Origin of the sequence: Natrarchaeobius oligotrophus (assembly GCF_003841465.1) — an archaeon.
In the GTDB taxonomy this organism is placed as follows: Archaea; Halobacteriota; Halobacteria; order Halobacteriales; family Natrialbaceae; genus Natrarchaeobius; species Natrarchaeobius oligotrophus.
In genome coordinates, this window is the sequence record NZ_REFZ01000001.1 from 535,862 (window position 1) to 555,252 (window position 19,391).

The 19,391-nt window shown below is 67.2% G+C and carries 11 protein-coding genes; 3 read left to right on the forward strand and 8 right to left on the reverse strand.

The features are described 5' to 3' along the window. The first annotated feature begins 152 nt into the window (after window positions 1–152). The 3 genes from EA472_RS02700 (at window position 153) to EA472_RS02710 (ending at window position 9,824) form a co-directional block, all read left to right on the forward strand. Complete coding sequence (locus tag EA472_RS02700) at window positions 153–6,668, forward strand: hypothetical protein (protein WP_124189955.1); 6,516 nt, start codon at window positions 153–155, stop codon at window positions 6,666–6,668. 60 nt (window positions 6,669–6,728) lie between these two features. Further along, a complete protein-coding gene (locus EA472_RS02705; protein WP_124189956.1) occupies window positions 6,729–8,822 on the forward strand; it encodes a histidine kinase N-terminal 7TM domain-containing protein in 2,094 nt (697 codons plus the stop codon). A 141-nt stretch (window positions 8,823–8,963) separates the two neighbouring features. Beyond that, entirely contained in the window at window positions 8,964–9,824 is an 861-nt protein-coding gene (locus EA472_RS02710) for a nucleotidyltransferase domain-containing protein (protein ID WP_124189957.1), read from the forward strand. Window positions 9,825–9,929: 105 nt separating this feature from the next. Here EA472_RS02710 and EA472_RS22745 read toward each other — a convergent pair whose 3' ends face one another. The 8 genes from EA472_RS22745 to EA472_RS02750 all read right to left on the reverse strand — a co-directional run bounded on the left by EA472_RS22745 (window position 9,930) and on the right by EA472_RS02750 (window position 19,220). Then, entirely contained in the window at window positions 9,930–10,826 is an 897-nt protein-coding gene (locus EA472_RS22745) for a Rossmann-like domain-containing protein (protein WP_207891106.1), read from the reverse strand. Further along, entirely contained in the window at window positions 10,819–12,303 is a 1,485-nt protein-coding gene (locus tag EA472_RS02720) for a VWA domain-containing protein (protein ID WP_124189958.1), read from the reverse strand. The genes EA472_RS22745 and EA472_RS02720 overlap by 8 nt, the downstream gene beginning before the upstream one ends. A 20-nt stretch (window positions 12,304–12,323) precedes the next feature. Further along, entirely contained in the window at window positions 12,324–13,361 is a 1,038-nt protein-coding gene (locus EA472_RS02725) for an AAA family ATPase (RefSeq protein WP_124189959.1), read from the reverse strand. Beyond that, window positions 13,358–14,488 (reverse strand): XdhC family protein, encoded by a 1,131-nt coding sequence (locus tag EA472_RS02730; RefSeq protein ID WP_124189960.1) that lies wholly within the window; start codon window positions 14,486–14,488, stop codon window positions 13,358–13,360. The genes EA472_RS02725 and EA472_RS02730 overlap by 4 nt, the downstream gene beginning before the upstream one ends. 128 nt (window positions 14,489–14,616) lie before the next feature. Continuing rightward, window positions 14,617–17,118, reverse strand: a complete 2,502-nt coding sequence (locus EA472_RS02735) for an aerobic carbon-monoxide dehydrogenase large subunit (RefSeq protein WP_243637754.1) — start codon at window positions 17,116–17,118, stop codon at window positions 14,617–14,619. Beyond that, complete coding sequence (locus tag EA472_RS02740; RefSeq protein ID WP_124189961.1) at window positions 17,111–17,746, reverse strand: (2Fe-2S)-binding protein; 636 nt, start codon at window positions 17,744–17,746, stop codon at window positions 17,111–17,113. The genes EA472_RS02735 and EA472_RS02740 overlap by 8 nt, the downstream gene beginning before the upstream one ends. Continuing rightward, window positions 17,743–18,627 carry an FAD binding domain-containing protein gene (locus EA472_RS02745; RefSeq protein WP_124189962.1) on the reverse strand — a complete coding sequence of 295 codons (885 nt, stop codon included), beginning with the start codon at window positions 18,625–18,627 and terminating at the stop codon, window positions 17,743–17,745. The genes EA472_RS02740 and EA472_RS02745 overlap by 4 nt, the downstream gene beginning before the upstream one ends. Further along, window positions 18,624–19,220, reverse strand: coding sequence for a CoxG family protein (locus EA472_RS02750; protein ID WP_124189963.1), 597 nt, complete (start codon window positions 19,218–19,220; stop codon window positions 18,624–18,626). Before EA472_RS02750 ends, EA472_RS02745 begins: the two co-directional genes overlap by 4 nt. Between the last annotated feature and the right edge of the window lie 171 nt (window positions 19,221–19,391).

Sequence of the window (19,391 nt, forward strand, 5' to 3'; positions counted from 1 at the left end):
AGTGACCGTTCGGTTAGCGCGACTTTATCGACGCCAACTGTATTTAGCGGATTATGTATACGCGGGGCCAAAACGTACAAGTACGAATACAGCTCTTTGCAGTCCTTTTTTCGCTCCTGCTGGTCGGATCAGTGCTGATCCCGTTCGCTGCGGTGGGACAAGCCACAGGGGAAATAACCGACGAACCCGAGTCTCCGATACTCGAGATCGGAACCTTCGAAGAGCAGTTCCCGGATGGAGAGGTCGGCCACGAGTACGGCCAAATTACAGTCACGGTCGAAGAGGTGGCCGGCGTCGAAACCGACGGTCTCGAGGTCCAGTTGACGCTGGTGGTGTACGCGCTCGGGGACGGAGCGGTGCTTTTCGACGAGACGATCGACGACAGAGAGCTTCAGGGAGAGTCGGACACCTTCGCCTTCGACGTTGGCTCGCTCGACGTACCCGGTAGTTACGAGGCGTACGTAACGGTTCGCGACGACACGGACGACGACACGGACGACGTCTATCGCTCGGTCACGTTCGAGGTCGAAGCCGACGTCGAGGCGCAACCATCGGGAACGATCGAACTCGAGGATCCGATCGTCGAGGATCAGACGGAGTTTACGGTCGCCTACGCGTTCGAGAACACCACCGACGAAAACGCGACGATTCTCGCCGGCAGGGAGGACGCACAGCTCGAGGACGTCGTGGTCGCGACCGTCGAAACGGGCGGATCACTCGCGATCGACGTCGAAGACGTGGGCGGAATAAGCGCGAACGACGAGATCGTGGCTATGATCTGGGACTCGAATCCGCTGGAAGGCGACGGAAGTGTGCGGTCGTCCGTCGATGGAACCGCGGAATCCGAGTACGAAGAGCCACGCGTCGAGTTTGAACCGCTCGATACGGATACCGTCACGGTAAGCGCACGTGACGGGACGAATCTGAACGTCACCGAGGTGACTCTCGATCGCAACGAGGTCCAAACCGGTGAGAGCGTAACGGTGACAGCCGTGGTCGAAACGGGCGAGGTCGGTCACCACGTCGTTGGCCTCGAGGTCGACGGTGACGTCGTGGACACGGAGACGGTCGGAAGCGACGACGTGCCAGAGGTGGAGACGGAAGTCGAGTTCACGCACGCGTTCGAAAAAGCGGGAACGTTCGCGGTGTCTATCGACGGCGTCGACGCCGGAACCGTCACCGTTCTCGAGAGCGCCGACGTCACGATCTTCGGAGCCAGCGTGAACCAGTCCCGACTGCTGGTCGACGAGCCGGCCGCGATTAGCGCCAACCTGTACAACAGCGGCGACGTCAGCGGCGACGTAACGGTCGAGTTGCGCATCGAGGGCGAACGCGTCGGTGACGTCCCCCTCGAGAACGAGACGATCGCGGCCGATCCTGGAATCAGCCGCGATGCAGTGGCGTTCGAGTGGACGCCGACCGCATCCCAGCTCCCCGAGGGGGAAAACAGCGACAACGTCACGATCAGGCTCAACGATCTGATCGTCGAGACGTTGCCGCTCGAGAACCAGTACTCCGACGTCCAGGTGATCGCCGCCTCGGCTTCGAAAGTCGAGGTCGTCCAGGGCGAGTCGTTCCACGTCGTCGGCAGCATCTATCAGGCTGGCACCATCGACGGTCCCGAAGACGTCTCGCTCAACGCGACTCACCAGGACGGCGGTGAGACGCACCGGCTCAACGTCTCGGAAGACGTCGGGCTCGCGCCCGGCTTCTACCACCTCGGCGCGATCAACCTCTCGGCGAGCTTCGACGAGGAACTCGGGCCGGGCACCTACGATCTCGAGCTCGGCGATCGATCCGCCGGCGAGATCGAGGTGATCGAAGCCTACTCGGACGTTCAGGTGATCGCCGCCTCCGCATCGCAAGACGAGATCGTCCAGGGCGAGACGTTCCACGTCGTCGGCAGCATCTACCAGGCTGGCACCATCGACGGTCCCGAAGACGTCTCGCTCAACGCGACTCACCAGGACGGCGGTGAGACGCACCGGCTCAACGTCTCGGAAGACGTCGAGCTCGCACCCGGCTTCTACTACCTCGGCGCGATCAACCTCTCGGCGAGCTTCGACGAGAAACTCGAGTCGGGAACCTACGATCTCGAGCTCGGCGATCGATCCGCCGGCGAGATCGAGGTGATCGAAGCCTACTCGGACGTTCAGGTGATCGCCGCCTCCGCATCGCAAAGCGAGGTCGTCCAGGGCGAGTCGTTCCACGTCGTCGGCAGCATCTACCAGGCCGGCACCGTCGACGGTCCCGAAGACGTCTCGCTCAACGCGACCCACCAGGACGACGGTGAGACGCACCGGCTCAACGTCTCGGAAGGCGTCGAGCTCTCACCCGGCTTCTACCACCTCGGCGCGATCAACCTCTCGGCGAGCTTCGACGACACCCTCGAGCCCGGCGCGTACGACCTCACCCTCGGCGATCACGACGTCGGCGAGATCGAGGTGATCGCCGCCGAGTCGGACATCCAGGTGGTCGCCGCCTCCGCATCGCAAAGCGAGATCGTTCAGGGCGAGCCGTTCCACGTCGTCGGCAGCATTTATCAGGCCGGAACCATCGACGGCCCCGAAGACGTCTCGCTCAACGCGACTCACCAGGACGGCGGTGAGACGCACCGGCTCAACGTCTCGGAAGACGTCGAGCTCGCACCCGGCTTCTACCACCTCGGCGCGATCAACCTCTCGGCGAGCTTCGACGACACCCTCGAGCCCGGCACGTACGATCTCGAGCTCGGCGATCGAACCGCCGGCGAGATCGAGGTGATCGAGGCCTACTCGGACGTTCAGGTGATCGCCGCCTCCGCATCGCAAAGCGAGGTCGTCCAGGACGAGTCGTTCCACGTCGTCGGCAGCATCTTCCAGGCCGGCACCATCGACGGTCCCGAAGACGTCTCGCTCAACGCGACCCACCAGGACGGCGAAGAGGTCGTTCTTACCACGAGCGACGAGGTCTCGCTGCAACCGGGGTTCTATCACCTCGGTGCGATCAACCTCTCGGCCTCGTTCGATCCCGCCGAAGTCGAATCCGGTGATCCGAAGCCTGGTACGTACGACCTCTCGCTCGGCGATCGCGGCGTCGGCGAGATCGAGGTGGTCGAAGCCTACTCGGACGTTCAGGTGATCGCCGGGTCCCTCTCGGAGATGAACGTCACGCGGGGAGAGTCGATCTACGTGACCGGCAGCATCTATCAGGCCGGGACCGTCGCCGGACCGGAGGACATCGCACTGAACGTCTCACCGACCGATAGCGAGGAGGTGCACACGCTCAACGTCTCGACGGGCGTCGAGCTCGAGCCCGGCTTCTACCACCTCGGCGCGGTCAACCTCTCCGCCGAATTCGACTCGGATCGGTTCGACGCCGGAACGTACGACGTCACGCTCGGCGACCACGAGATCGGAACGATCGGCGTCGAAGAGTCGCCGTCCGACATTCGGGTGATCGCGGCCTCGGTCTCGGAGATCGAGGTGCTCGAAGGCGAGGAGTTGTACGTCACCGGCAGCATCTACCAGAACGGGACGGCCAACGGCGGCGGCTCGTTCAGCGAGGACATCCCGTTGACCGCGACGCTCGAAAACGGGGACGGCGAGCCGATCGAACTCGGCGTTGCGGAAGACGTCGAGCTCGCACCCGGCTTCTACCACCTCGGCGCGATCAACATCTCGTTCGTGATCGACGATCCGGGTACCTACACGCTCACGCTGGGCGATCACGACGTCGGCGAGATCGAGGTGGTCGCCGCCGAGTCGGACATTCGGGTGATCGCCGCCTCCGCATCGCAAAGCGAGGTCGTCCAGGGCGAGTCGTTCCACGTCGTCGGCAGCATCTACCAGGCCGGCACCATCGACGGTCCCGAAGACGTCTCGCTCGACGCGACCCGACAGGGGACTAACGAGACCGTCACGCTCAACGTCTCGGAAGACGTCGAACTCGCACCCGGCTTCTACCACCTCGGCGCGATCAACCTCTCGGCGAGCTTCGACGAGGAACTCGGGCCGGGCACCTACGATCTCGAGCTCGGCGATCGATCCGCCGGCGAGATCGAGGTGATCGAAGCCTACTCGGACGTTCAGGTGATCGCCGCCTCCGCATCGCAAGACGAGGTCGTCCAGGGCGAGTCGTTCCACGTCGTCGGCAGCATCTACCAGGCCGGGACTATCGACGGACCCGAGGACGTCGCGTTGACCGCGACGCTCGAAAACGGGGACGGCGAGCCGATCGAACTCGGCGTTGCGGAAGACGTCGAGCTCGCACCCGGCTTCTACCACCTCGGCGCGATCAACATCTCGTTCGCGATCGACGATCCGGGTACCTACACGCTCACGCTGGGCGATCACGACGTCGGCGAGATCGAGGTGGTCGCCGCCGAGTCGGACATTCGGGTGATCGCCGCCTCCGCATCGCAAAGCGAGGTCGTCCAGGGCGAGTCGTTCCACGTCGTCGGCAGCATCTACCAGGCTGGAACCGTCGACGGTCCCGAAGACGTCTCGCTCAACGCGACCCACCAGGACGGCGGTGAGACGCACCGGCTCAACGTCTCGGAAGGCGTCGAGCTCTCACCCGGATTCTACCACCTCGGCGCGATCAACCTCTCGGCGAGCTTCGACGACATCCTCGAGCCCGGCACGTACGACCTCATCCTCGGCGATCGCGACGCCGGCGAGATCGAGGTGGTCGCCGCGGAATCGGACATTCGGGTGATCGCCGCCTCCGTATCGCAAGACGAGGTCGTCGAAGGCGAGCCCTTCCACGTCGTCGGCAGCATCTATCAGGCCGGGACTATCGACGGACCCGAGGACGTCGCGTTGACCGCGACCCGACAGGGGTCCGACGAGACCGTCACGCTCAACGCGAGCGAGGACCGTACGCTGCGTCCGAACGTCTACCACCTCGGCGCGATCAACCTCTCTGCGACGTTCGAGACGGGTCAGGCTGGTTCGTACGACCTCTTTCTCGGAGAGACGCCCGCCGGAACGCTCACCGTTGGCGAACCGAGCGTCGAGATCACCGCCGTCGACGTCCGGGGACGCTCGAGCGGTCTCGATTCCGGCCTGGAATACGCGAACGAAACCGCCGCCGTCGAGGTGGCGGTCGAGTCCGACCTCCCGGTGCAGGACGTGAGCGTGTTCGTCGACTCCCTCGAGACGAACTATCTCGTCGAGGTCGATGCGGGCCGCGAGGCCGGGGACGCGTGGTCGGCGTCGGTCCCGCTCGAGGAGCTGCCCGACGACGGCGCGTACGCCATCTCCGCACTCGCTCTCGACGAATCCGATACGGCGGGATCGCTCGAGGCGGACCGAACGCTCGTGATCGACCGCGAGGAGCCGTCGCTGGCGGTCAGCATCGAGGACGTCACCGGTGACGACGCGACGGTCGTCGTCGAAAGCGACGAGCCACTCGCCGGCGTTCCCGAGGTGAAAGCGACGTTTACGGGCGACGGCGGTTCGTCCGAGTCCGCAGCGGTGACGATGGATCCCGCCGGAGCGGGTGCGACGACGTACACCGGAACGATCGAGTTCGACGAGTCGGGGAACTACAGCGTCACGGCCACCGCCACGGATCTGGCCGGGAACGTCGGTGAGGACGACGCGTCGGCGGTCGTCTACACCGGATTCTCGCTCGCGGACGAGACGATCACGATCGAGGAAACCGGAACGACGATCGACTTCCACGTCGCCGACCAGGCGGTGACGTCCGACGATCTGTTCCTCGCGTTCTCCGAGAGCGCGGTCAACGCGAATCTGGACAGCGGGGAACTCGGCGTCGGGTTCCTGTCGGCGGAACTCGACGATCTCGTCGACTCGTGGTTCGAGGACGGAACGGTCGAGGGGGCGACGATCTCGATGCCGATCGACGAGGGCGAACTCGCCGACGGATACGCGGCGGACGACGTCGGCTTCTACCACTACGACGAGCAGGACGCTAGCTGGGACCCCGTCGAGTCGACCGTCACGGGTCCGGCCACCGATCCGACGCTCGTCGCCGACGTGTACGGCTTCTCGACGTACGGAGCGATCGTGATCGACGACGAACCGCCGACGATCACGGCAGACGCACCCGTCGACGGGCAGACGTTCGACGCCGGCACCGAAACCGTCCAGCTCCGCCTCGAGTACGACGATCCACGCTCGGGCATCGACGTGGGCTCCGTTCGCCTCGAGGTCGACGGTGACGATCGGACGCACCACGAGAACACGTCGATCACTTCGTCGGCCGTCGAACACGCGTTCGCCGTCGAGGACGGGAGCGACTACGACGTCCGACTGTGGGTCTCCGACGAGGCGGGCAACGAAGCGACGCACGCCGTGGCGTTCGAGATCGACGAGGACGCGACCGGCTCGTCCGGCGGCTCGCCGTCCGGTTCGGCGGGCGGTCAGACGCCGCCAACCGACGACGAGACCGCCACCGGCGGTGGAGAGACGCCGGAGAGCGACGACGGGACAGGGATCGTCGACGGCGGCGAAACGTCCCCGACCGACGACGGAGGGGCGTCCGGGTCCGTCGACGAGACGGTCACCGACGACGGCGGCGAAGCGACCGCTAGCGACGAAGCGACGACTGAAACCGTCGGCGAATCGGACACGGTTCCGGGCTTCGGGGCCGGAATGGCCGCGCTCGCGGTACTCTTCGGCGTCGTCGTCCTGACGCGTCGGTCCGGTATTCGGCGATAATCGGTCGCGTCGATACGTCCACACGGAATATATTTTACGGTGCTCTTCATTCAGAGAGACGTGACTTCGGAGTTCGCGACGGTACACGCGGTGAGCCTCGTACTCATCGGGCTCCTGAATCTCTCGCTTGCCGCGTTGGTCCTCCGGACGCGAACGAAAGCCGACGTCCTGCCGTTGAGCGCCTTCCTCGGGGGGATCACTCTGTGGACGATTCCGCAGGGCATCCTCCTCGTCGAAACGAATCCGACGGTCGGACTGGCGCTGTCGGTCGTGATCAACTCGGGCGCGGTCATCATGGCGACCGGGCTCTTTCACTTTGCACTCGCGTACACGAGACGAACCGACTGGCTCCGGCCGGGGCGACTCGGCCTCGTGTACCTCTGCACCTGCGCGTGGCTCGCGATCATCTGGACGGACCCGCTTCACAACTGGATGCACCAGCCGATGGAGTACACGCGGATGCTGTTGCCGGTCGTCGAGTACCAGAACGTCGGCTACTGGCTCTACGTCTTCTGGAACTGGTCGCTTTCTGCCGGCGGCATCTTCCTGTTTTTCCTCGAGTACGTCGACGCCCGCGGCAGCGGCGTCTACCACAGACAGGCGAGGCTGGTCGTCCTGGCCCCGTTGATTCCGGGGACAGCGAACGTCCTCGCGTTCAGCGGAGTGACCGAGATCAACTACTCGGTCTGGGGGTTCGGCGCGACGGGGATCCTCATCGCCGTCGCCCTCTACCGGTATCGGTGGCTCGACCTCGTCCCGATCGCCCGCGACACCGTCGTCGACGAGATGCGCGACGGTTACGTCGTCGTCGACGACGAACGACGGATCGTCGACCGCAATCCTGCGGCCCGGTCGTTGCTCGAGGACGAGCAAGCGGTCGGAAAACCGATCGGCGACGTCCTGCCGGAGTGCGTCGCGCTCTTCGAGGGAACGACGCGGGAGTTGACGTTCGACAGAAACGGTGCGATCGTCGACGCGAGCGTCTCGGCCGTCGGCGACGAACGAACCGACGGAGCCGTCTTGATGCTCCGAGACGTGACCGACCAGCGCCGAGCGGAAATGCGCTTTCAGGCGCTCATCGAGAACGTCTCCGACGTGGTCACGGTAGTCGACGAAGGCGGGATCGTCTCCTACGCGAGCCCTTCGATCGAGGGCGTTCTGGGATACCGTCCCGACGAACTCGTCGACGGATCGCTGTTCGAACTCGTCCACGCCGACGATCGATCCGACGCGACCGACGAGTTCGCCGACCTGTGCGATGAGCCACACGCAGAGGCGAGATTCGAGTACCGACTCCGCCACCGCGACGGCTCCTGGGTCGTCCTCGAGGGAGTCGCGGTCGACCTGCTCGACAACGACGTCGTCGGCGGCGTCGTGATCAACTCCCGCGACGTCACCGAACGAAACGCCCGGGAGCGGGAACTCGAACGGACGAACCGCCGGCTGGAGGAGTTCGCCGGCGTGATCAGCCACGACCTTCGAACGCCGCTCGGCATCGCCCGGAGGTACGTGCGGTTCGCCGAGTCCTCCGGGGACCGGGAAGACTTCCAGGCGATCCGCGACGCTCACGAGCGGATGGATCGGATGATCACGAACCTGCTGACGATGGCGCGCGCCGGAACGACGCTGACGGAGCCGTCGCCGGTCGAGATCGAGTCGGTCGCCGCCGACGCGTGGGACGTGACGAGAACCGAGAACGCGGCACTCGAGTGCGATCTCGCGGACGGCTGGACGGTCGTCGGGGACCGCGAGCAGCTGATTCACGCCTTCGAAAACCTCTTTCGCAACAGCGTGGAACACGGTCCGACCGACGACCGAAGCAGGATCCGCGCTGGGAACGCAGCCGCCCGGGCCACTCCACGCGGCTCCCGCGACACTCCGGGAGACGCCTGCCGGCGCGATGGGCCCGCCGTGACCGTTCGGATCGGTCACCTCGAGGAGGATCCCGACGGGGGGTTCGTCGTCGAAGACGACGGCGTCGGTATCCCGCCGGAGCAACGCGATCTGGTGTTCGAACGCGGACACACGACGAGTCCGGACGGAACCGGTTTCGGACTCGCGATCGTGCGCGACGTGATCGAGGCCCACGACTGGCAGATCGAGATCGTCGACGGCGTCGACGGCGGCGCCCGGTTCGAAATCCGCACCGCCTAGCGACCGCCGACGTTCCCGCGGGTCGCCGACGGCCGACGCGGTTTCGAGGACGAACGCGTGGCGGCCGCAGTCATCGACGAGTCCCGAACCGATAGAACGCACCGGAAACGGTTTCGCCGAGCGGACGCATCGTCCGAGGCGATGGTCGAACTCGAAGAGCGGGTGATCGAGGCCGTTCGCGACGAGATCACGACCGATATCGAGCGCCGGGAGCCGCCGCTCGAGCCGGTGTTCTACGCGATCACGGGGAGTCACTGTTACGGAACGTCCGGCCCGGACAGCGACCTCGACGTCCGGGGATTCCACTGCGCCGAGGGGATCCGGTACGCGCTGTCGGAGCCGCCGGCGGAGCAACTCGAGTTCGTTCGACGGATGCGCGTCGACGGCGTCGGCGAGTTCGATCTGGATCTCGTGAGCTTCGAGCTTCGGAAGTTCGCTGCGCTCGTTCGCGCGGGAAATTTCACCGTCGTCGAGTTCGTCTGCGAGGGGCCCGTCGTGCTCGATTGGGCCCCCGGTCGCGTCGCCGCGCTCCGATCGCTGATCCGGTCGCAATCGACCCCGGCAGTCGCGCGGAGCTACCTGGGAATGGCTCGAGGGACGTACGAACGCGACGTGCGCGGCGACGAAACGCGGCCGACGGTCGATCGCTTCCTGTACGTCCTTCGGGGCGCTCTGGGTGCGAAACACGTTCGAGAGCACGGCTCCGTCGAGCCGCGTCTGGATCGCCTCGCCGAGACGGTCTCGTCGGACCCGGACCTGATCGGCGACCTCGTCGCGCTCAAACGAGCGCACGGCGACGTCGCGCCGTCGCCCGATCTCGAGCGGCGGGCGACCGACGCGATTCGACGGGAACTGGCCGACCTGGACGACGAGCGGCGCTCGACCGGGCCGGAACCCGAGTTGCGAGCCGACGTAGACGAGTGGATGATCGCGACGCGTCGCGAGACGGGAACGCTTCTCGGGGCCGTCGGTCGGAAATCCGGTGCCGACGACCGGCGGTGACCGACGTTGCCGCGACGTCGCGGTTCGTTCGGGTCGATCCCGGCGCAGTCGTGGAGGTACGTCGTCCGACGTCGGTTTCGCGCCCGCTCCGGTCCGGCGCGTCCGTCACGGATCCGTCGAAGAGGTGGTCGGATCGAGTTGGAGCCCGGACGGACGGTCGGCCGCGACGTAGACTTTCCTGACGCCGGCATCGTGGAGGTCGGTCCCGCACGCGCCGTCGCGGATCGCGCGGCGAACCCCCGGCGGATCGTCCACGGTCGCCCCGGCGACGACGTCGACGCCCGCCTCGAACAGCGGTCCGGGGAGGAACGACGCCGTCGCGCCGACGACGACGACCGTCGCCGACGCCGGCGCGGCCTCGAGGTATCGGCGAACGCCGCCGTAGACGAACGCGGAACCGGTCAGGAAGACGACTTCCGCGCCGTCCATCGCCCGCCCGGCCGCCGACGGCTCGAACGTCGACGCGCGGACCCCCTCGGGCGTCTCGAGGTCGTCGACGGGAACGCGCTCGACGACGCGAACGTCGACGTCGTCGAACTTCCGAAACGCCGGTCGAAAGAGCCCGACGGTCGCGATCGTCCCGACGGATGGATCGAGCAGCGCCATCGGATCGCCGGTCCGCCACTCGAGAAAGGGAGCCGAAGCGGCGTTCAGCGTCGCGATCGCGACCGCGCGATCGAAGCGGTCGGCGGGGTCGACGTGGACCCACGGATCGCGACCGTCGGACGCGCGATCGGAGCCGAACGCGTCGATGGTCTCGAAGACGCTCTCGAGCGTTCGGGCGGTCGGTTCGCCGGCCGCGCGGCGTCGGTCCGGCGACTCGTCGTCTCGAGGCTCGCGAGGACGGTGTGCCAGCCCGGCGAGTCGCCCGTCGGTCTCGTCGCCGGCGAGTTCGACCAGGATCGACGACGCGCCGACGGTGACGTCCGCGAGCGAGACGTCGGCGAACGCGTTCGCTTCCCGCAGTCGATCGCGGACCGCCGCGAGCAGCTCGTCAGTCATCCGCGGTCGCCCCCGTTCGTTCGCGCCGACGGCGGTCGTACTCGTAGCCGACCGGACCGTCGAGGCCGCGTCGTTCGATCTGTCGGGCCGCGGCGGCGAGGTCCTCCGGACCGACGAAGCCGAACAGGGCGTCGACGTACGGAACGCTCGCGGCCATCCCTCGCGAACTGGGTTCGAACGCGGGTGACGTCGCGAGCGGATTCAACCAGACGATCGAGTCTGCCCGATCGGCCAACCAGGTGATACCGTCTTCGAGCAGCTCCGGCTCGCCCACGTCGAGTCCGTCGCTGACGACGACCACGACGGTCCGGCGGTCGACGGCGTCCGGGTGGCGACGACGGAGCGTCTCGAGCGCCGCGCCGATCTTCGTGCCGCCGCCCCACTCGACCCGTGCGTCACGGAGTGCCGCGGCGGGATTTCCCCCCGATCGTTCGAACTCGGCCGTCGCGTCCACGAGATCGGTGTCAAACAGGAACACGCGAGCGTACCTCGCGCGACGTTGTACGTGTTCGGCGAAGTGTAACAGCACGCTCCGGTCGATCGTATCGAGGACGGAGCCGCTGACGTCGACGAGAACGCAACAGCGAAGCTCCGTGGGCGTCGGTTCCCGCGCCGGCAACTCGAGCGGCGCGCCGCCGGTCGCGAGACTCGCCCGAAGCGCGCGTCGTGCGTCGACGGCCGCGCCCGAGGACGCGGGACGACGCCGTCGGCCCGGGATCGTCGCGAGGGCGTCGACGAACCGGTGGATCGACGCTCGCTCGCCGCTCGAGAGCCGGTCGAGTTCGGCGTCGACGAGTCGGCTCCCGCCGACGGGACTGTAGCGGCGGGCGCTCGACTCCTCCGCGTCGGGACGGTCCCCGGTCGCGCGCCGGCGGTCAGTGGCGATCCGGACCTGGGGAGCGGGACCGGGCCCATCCTGGCCGTCTACGGTCGACGGCGTCTCGGCCTCGGGAAGGAGCTGTGGCTCCTCCTCGCGACCCGAACCCGCGTCCGCGGGGTCGCCGTCGGCGTCGTCGGTTCCAGTCGTCCGGTCACGCCCGTGGGCGGTGGCGATCCGTTCGAGACCGGTCCTGAGACGGTGCCAGAACTGCGGAAACGCGTCGTCGAACGCGTCTCGGTCGGCCGCCTCGGTGACCAGCGTCGCGCGAAGCGCGGCGTCGACGCGCGACTGCTCCGAGAGGCCGACGACCGAGAGCGTTCGAGCCGCCTCGAGCGGCCCGGTCGTCGGCACCGAAACGCCGTTTCTCCGGAGGACGGTCGCGAGCCACAGGAGTTCCGTGAGGACGTGCCGTCGGGCAGCGACGAAATCGGGGACGCCGTGATCGGATCCGGTCGCGGCGTCCCCGAACCGGTTCGAGGCGGCGGTCGCCGTCCGAGGATCGTCACCGCCTCCGGCGCTCGAGCGGTCGCTGTCGGTCGAACCGCGAGCGGTCGTCTCGGCGGAGTCACCGGAGTCGGCGTCGTGAGGGGAAACCATCGTGAGATCGTCGGAGTTCGTCAGTCCTCGAGGCGATCGCGGGCCGCCGCCGCGGCGTCCCGAAGCTGCTCGAGGAGTTCGGTGTCTACCCGGTCTACGTCCTCGGCCTCCTTAAGCAGACAGCCGATCGTCCGCTCGATCTCCCCGGCCGAGATCGAAGCGGCGGCGCTGGACTCGCCACCGGCGTCCGCCGACTCCGCATCGGCCGAATTGCTCTCGCGCAGCCGGGCGACCGCCCGCGCCCAGTCGAGCGTCTCCGCGACGCCCGGCTGTTTGAGAAACGCCTCTTCGCGAAAGCGCTCGACGATCGCACACACCTCGGCGGCGACGACCGCGTCGAGTTCGGGAACCTTCCGTCGGACGATCTCGTACTCGGTCTCGAACGAGGGTGGTTCGACGTAGAGATACAGACAGCGTCGTTTCAGCGCGTCGCTGAGCCCTCGGGTTCGGTTCGAGGTCAGAATGACGATCGGCGGATGCGACGCGGTGACCGTGCCGAGTTCCGGAATCGAGACCTGAAAGTCCGAGAGTACCTCGAGCAAGAACGCCTCGAACTCCTCGTCGGCCCGATCGATCTCGTCGATGAGCAACACCGGCGGCCGATCCGTTCCCGGCCTGAGCGCCCGCAACAGCGGACGCTCGAGCAGGAACTCCTCGTCGAACACCGTCCCCGGTTCCTCGCTCGCCTCGGCGCGATCTGCCGAGTCGACGTCCGCGGTAGCGGTGGGACCGTCACCGCCCGCGACCGTCCCCTCGTTCGCCTGGATCGCGAGCAGCTGTTTCGTGTAGTTCCACTCGTACAGCGCGTTCTCGGCGGTCAACCCCTCGTAACACTGCAGCCGGATCAACTCGGTGTCGAACGCGGCCGCGAGCACCTTTCCGAGTTCGGTCTTGCCGCTGCCGGGCGGCCCCTCGACCAGCAGCGGGCGCTCGAGTTGCAACGCGAGGGAGACCGTCGTCACGGTCGCGGCGTCGGCGACGTAATCTCGCCGTTCGAAGCGCTCGCGGAGGTCGTCTTCCGAAAGCGACGCGGGCGCGGTCGGGTCGGAACCGGTCATGGCGTCGAGGCGGCCCCGTTGGGGACGTCGAGGTGTGATTCGGGATCGCTGTCGAACGAGTCGACACAGCCGGGACAGCAGAAGTGGTACGTTCGCCCGTCGTGTTCGCGACTCGCCGGGGCGTCGGCCGGATCGACCGTCGCGCCACAGACCGGATCGACGGCCGGGTCGTGACTCGAGACGTCCGCTACCCCGTCACTCCCCTCGCGCTCCGACTCCTCGGGCGCGTCGTGGGCGTCGCACGTCGGCGGCGTGTAGTTCCCGGACGTGCCGCCGACCGTCGCACGAACGTCGACCACCTCGGCGAGGACGCTCGCGGCGATCTCGGCGGGAGTGTACGCGGACACGTCGACGCCCGCCGGATTCGTCACGACCTCACGGACCGTCGTCGGATCGCACTCGAGCAGGGACGCCGCGCGCTCGATCACCTCGGTCGCCCGCGTCCCGCTGGCGACGAGGCCGACGTACAGCGCATCCGCGAGCACCGCCGCCGCGACGCCGCGGGCGTCGAAGCCGCCCATCGACGCGACGACGACGATCGGCTCCCCGTCGACGGCGTCGGCGATCGCGTCCGGATCGGTCGAAAAGCGAACGGCCGTTCCCGCCGGCAGGTTCCCCTCGAGGCCCTCGTCGCCGTCGGCGGCGACGATCGTCACGTCGAAGGTTAGCTCGCCGGCGAGCCGGGCGAGCGACCGCGAGACCGGCGAATCGCCCACGATCAGGAGGTCGGGGGCGGTGTTGACCGGCTCGACGAACACCTCGAGAACGCCCTCGCTGTGACAGCGCATGGGAAACGTCTCGAGGCCGGCGCGGTCGATCCGGTCCGGATCGGGCGCGATCCCCAGTAGTCGAGGTTCGCCGCGTTCGAGCGCCGCCTGAGCCTCCGCGGAGACGACGGACTGGGCACAGGAGACGCCGCCGATCCAGCCGTGAAGCTCGCCGTCGGCGGTGATCACGGCCCGGTCGCCGACGTTGGCGGAGACAGGCGGCTCCCGACGGACGATCGTCGCCCGCGCGTACGGTTCGCGCCGGTTCGTCAGTCGTCGCTCGAGCGTTTCGACGTCGGCGGTTCGGCCGTCGTCGGATTCGTCGCTCGGTTCGTCGCGTGGTGTCGTGTCGTGTGTCATTCGTCGGTGGGCGGTGTGTCGTCGATCGTGAACGTGCGGTGTCGGTTCGCGAGCGGGCGAGGCGTCGGTCGGCGGCGGCCCCGTCGGATCGGCGACGACCGATCGCGGCCGCGGAGGTCGACCGACGATCAGTCGTCGTCGGTCACGCTCTCACCCGCGTCGCCGGCGAGTTCGAACTCGAGGTTCTGGGCGGGACGTCGTTCGAGTCCCGCCTCCTCGAGGTGTTTCCAGACGACGTCGGGCGTCATGGGCATCTCGACGTGGCTGACGCCGGCGTGGGCCATCGCGTCGACGACCGCGTTGACGATCGCCGGCGGCGAGCCGACGGTCGGCGACTCGCCGACGCCTTTCGCGCCGATCGGGTGGTGGGGCGACGGCGTGACGGTGTGGCCCGTCTCGAACTCGGGGATCTCCATCGCCGTCGGCAGCAGGTAGTTCATGAAGTCCCCGCCGGTGACGTTGCCGTTGTCGTCGAACGTGATCTGCTCCATCATGGCGGTTCCGATCCCCTGTGCGAGCCCGCCGTGAATCTGCCCTTCGATGATCATGGGGTTGATCCGGTTGCCGCAGTCGTCGACGGCGACGAACTTCTCGAATTCGACCTCGCCGGTTTCGCGGTCGACCTCCACGATCACGACGTACGAGCCGAACGGATACGTCATTTCCGGTGGGTCGTAGTAGTTGACCGCCTCGAGTCCCGGCTCCTCGCCTCCCGGGTGGTTCATGTACGCGCCGGCGGCGATCTCCGTGACCGTGACCGAGCGCTCGGGCGCGCCGGCGACGTGGAACTCGCCGGACTCGCGGTCCCACTCGACGTCTTCTTCGGCGGCCTCGAGTTCGTTCGCGGCGATCGACTTCGCTTTGTCGCGGATCTTGCGCGCGGCGATAGCGGTCGCCGCGCCCGCGACGGGCGTGCTCCGGGAGCCGTAGGTACCGAGCCCGTACGGATCGGTGTCGGTGTCGCCGTGTTCGACGACGACGTCGTCGACGTCGATCCCCAGTTCCTCCGCGACGATCTGGGCGAACGTCGTCTCGTGGCCCTGGCCTTGGGTCTGCACGCCGACCCGGAGCGTCGCCTTCCCGGTCGGGTGGACGCGGATGTCGGCGGAGTCGAACATCTCGACGCCCGCGATGTCGCAGGACTTGCCGGGGCCGGCGCCGACGACCTCCGTGAACGAGGAGATGCCGATACCGAGCAGTTTGTCGGCGTCCTCGTCGATTCGGCGTTGCTGTTCGTCGCGATAGGCCTCGTAGTCGGCCATCTCGAGGGCCTCGTCGAGCGCCGTCTCGTAGTCGCCGGAGTCGTAGTTCCAGCCGGTCGGGCTCTCGTAGGGGAACTGGTCGGGCTGGATGAAGTTCCGCCGTCGAACGTCCGCCGGGTCCATCCCGAGTTCGTCCGCGAGCACCTTCACCATTCGCTCGACGAGGTAGACCGCCTCGGTGACCCGGAACGAACAGCGGTAGGCGATGCCGCCCGGCGCGGTGTTGGTGTAGGCCGCCGACAGCGAACCGTAGGCCGTCTCGACGTCGTACGAGCCGGTGAAGATGTTGAAAAAGCCCGCCGGAAACTTCGAGGGTTGGGCCGCCGCGTTGTACGCGCCGTGGTTGGCGAGCACGTCGACTCTGATCGCCCGGATCTCGCCGTCCTCGGTGGCGGCGATTTCGCCGTTCATGTCGTAGTCGCGGGCGAAGCCGGTCGACTGGATGTTCTCGGAGCGCTCTTCGATCCACTTCACCGGCCGCTCGAGGACGTACGACGCCGCCGCGGCGACGACGTAGCCGGGGTAGATCGGCACCTTGTTACCGAAGCCGCCGCCGACGTCCGGGCTGACGATTCGGATCTTGTGTTCCGGGATGCCCGACACCTGCGCGAACAGCGTCCGGTGGATGTGGGGTGCCTGCGAGGTCATGTGGACCGTCAGCTTGTCTTTCCCCGGATCGTAGTCGCCAACGGCGCCGCAGGTTTCGATCGGAGCCGGGTGGAGACGCTGGTAGAACATCTCCTCTTCGACCGTCACCGCCGCGTTCTCGAACGCTTCGTCCGTCGCCTCCTCGTCGCCCGTCTCCCAGTCGAAACAGTGGTTGTCCTCTTTGCCCTCGATGTCGTCTCTGATGAGCGGCGCGTCGTCTTCGAGTGCCGTCTCGGCGTCGACGACCGGCTCGAGCACGTCGTAGCTGACGTCGACCTTCTCGGCCCCGTCTTTGGCCGCGTACCGGTCCTCGGCGATGACCGCCGCGACCTCCTGTGACTGGAACTTCACCTTGTCGTTGACGAGCACGTCCTGGGTGTCGTCCATCAGCGTCGGCATCGTCGCCAGGTCGTACTCCAGGAGGTCGTCCGCGGTCAACACGGCGACGACGCCGTCGAGCGCCATCGCACGGGAGCCGTCGATCTCCTCGATTCGGGCGTGGGCGTGGGGGCTCCGGACGAGTTCGCAGTGGAGCATCCCCGGCTTTTTCACGTCGTCGACGTAGTTGCCGCGGCCGGTGATGAACCGGCGGTCTTCCTTGCGGGAGACCTCCTCGCCCATGCCGCCGCGACCGTGACCGCAGTGTTTCTCCGGCTGCGGACCGCCGTCCTCGGAGTGGTGGTACTCTCCGCCCGCCGAGTTCTCGGGATCGCTACTCACGGGACTCACCTCCGTCAGCTCCGGCCGCCGGTCCGCCACAGCAGTTCTCGAGGCCGCAGTCGAACGCGGCGTCCGACCCGTCGGTCGCGCTCGCGTTCGAGGCGCGATCGGGAATCGAGGTGCCGCCGTCGGCGGCCGCCCGCGCCTCGAGTTCGTCGGCCGCGTACTCGATCGAGCGGACGATGTTCTGGTACCCCGTACAGCGACAGAGGTTGCCGCTGATCGCCTCGCGAATCTCGTCCTCGTCGGGGTCGGGGTTCTCGTCGAGCAGCGCCTTGCCCGCCAGGATCATCCCGGGGGTACAGTAGCCACACTGCAGGCCGTGTTCCTCGTGGAAGCCCTCCTGCAGCGGGTGCAGGTCGCCCGCCGACTCGGGGAGTTCCTCCATCCCCTCGACGGTGAGCACCTCGCTGCCGTCGGCCTGGACGGCGAAGGTGAGACAGGACTTGATCGGTTCGTCGTCGACCAGGACCGTACAGGCCCCGCAGTTTCCGGTGTCGCAGCCGATGTGCGTGCCGGTCAGGTCGAGGTCCTCTCGGATCGCGTGGACGAGCAGCCGCCGCGGCTCGACCTCGATCGTGCGTTTCGTTCCGTTGACCGTCAGCGTGATCTCGCGTTCGTCGGTCATGGTGTCACCGTCCGGACGACGCCGGCGCGCTCGGCCGCGTCGCCGAGCGCCCGTTGGGTCAGTACGTCGACCATGCGTTCTTTGTACAATGCGTCGCCGTGTTCGTCCGACTCGGGGTTCGACTCGTCGGCCGCCAGCTCGCCCGCGCTCTCGAACAGCTCCGGACTCGGACGCTCGCCCTCGAGGCAGTCTTCGGCCTCGCGCGCTCGAGCGTTCGTGATGTCGACCGCGGTCAGTCCGATCCCCGCGGTCTCGATCCGGCCCTCGTCGTCGAAGACGAGCCGCGTCGCGACGCCGGCCATCGCGTAGTCGCCGGTCTTGCGTTTCAGCTTGTGGTAGGCGCTGCCCTCGCGGGTCGCGGGCGTCGGCACCCGGACTTCGGTGACGAGTTCGCCATCCTCGAGCGTCGTGTCGTAGGGCAACAGGAAGAACTCGTCCGCGGGGATCACCCGTTCGCCGTCGGGGCCGCGTGCGACGACCTCGCCGTCGTGAGCCAGCAGGACGCTCCCCCAGTCGCCTTTCGGATCGGCCTGGGTGATCGAGCCGACGACGGTCCCTCGGTTGCGGATCTGCGGGTCCGCGACCAGCGGCGCGGCGTCGGCGAAGCTGCCGTAGCGGTCGGCGACGACGTCCGCCTCCTCGACGTCGGCGTGGCGCGCGAGCGCGCCGAGTCGAAGGGAGTCGTCGTCTTCTTCGAGGTAGTCGAGTTCGTCGATGCCGTTGATGTCGACGATCGTCTCGGGACGCGCCAGCCGGAACCGGAGCATCGGGACGAGGCTCTGTCCGCCCGCGAGGATCGTCGGCCGCTCGAGGCTCTCGAGTAAGCTGACCGCCTCGTCGATCGTCGACGGTTCGTGGTGTTCGAACGGTGCGGCTTTCATAACAGGTTGCGGAGTCGGTCGGTGACGCCGGCGTCCGCTCGCTCGTCGACGTCGGTCATCTGCTGCTCGATGCTGCTGAAGAAGTCGTTGACGATCTTGTCGGCAACGGGTTTGATCACCCGCGAACCCAGCTGGGCGATCCGTCCCGAGATGTCGGCTTCGGTCCACCACTCGATGCGCGAGCCGTTGCCGGTTTCGTGTTCGCGGATTCGCATGCCCGAGGTCATGCTGAAGCTGCTCGAACTCGCGTTGCCGCCGCCGGAGGCGATCATCTCGAAGTTCTCGTCGTCGCGTTCGTCGATCGTGACCGTCGTCTCGAAGCGGGGCTTGACGCTGCCGACGCCGATCTGCATCAACGCCGCGTACCGTTTGCCCTCCTCGAACGCGCGGTCGGCGACCACCTCCGGGTCGGCATCGGGAAGCGTCTCGAGATTCTCCTCCGGCTCGTACTCGTCGAAGTTGAACTCCTCGTCCATCGGGACGATGTACCGACACCCCTTCAGGGAATCCCGTACCGCGACCGGATCCGACAGCACGATCCACGCCTGCTCCGGCGGGACGTCCTCGAGTTCGAACTCGCCCTCGAACTCCATCAGCGAGCCCTCCCGTTCGGCCGCTCGAATCGCGTGCGTCTCGCCGTCATCTTTTATAACCCCTTACTATGAGCATGCTATTACCACGATCAATCATTTCGGATAGCACCGTGATAAAGGTTCCCCTGCCACACACTCGCACGGGAGTGGGCGACGGGGGCTCGGCTCGTG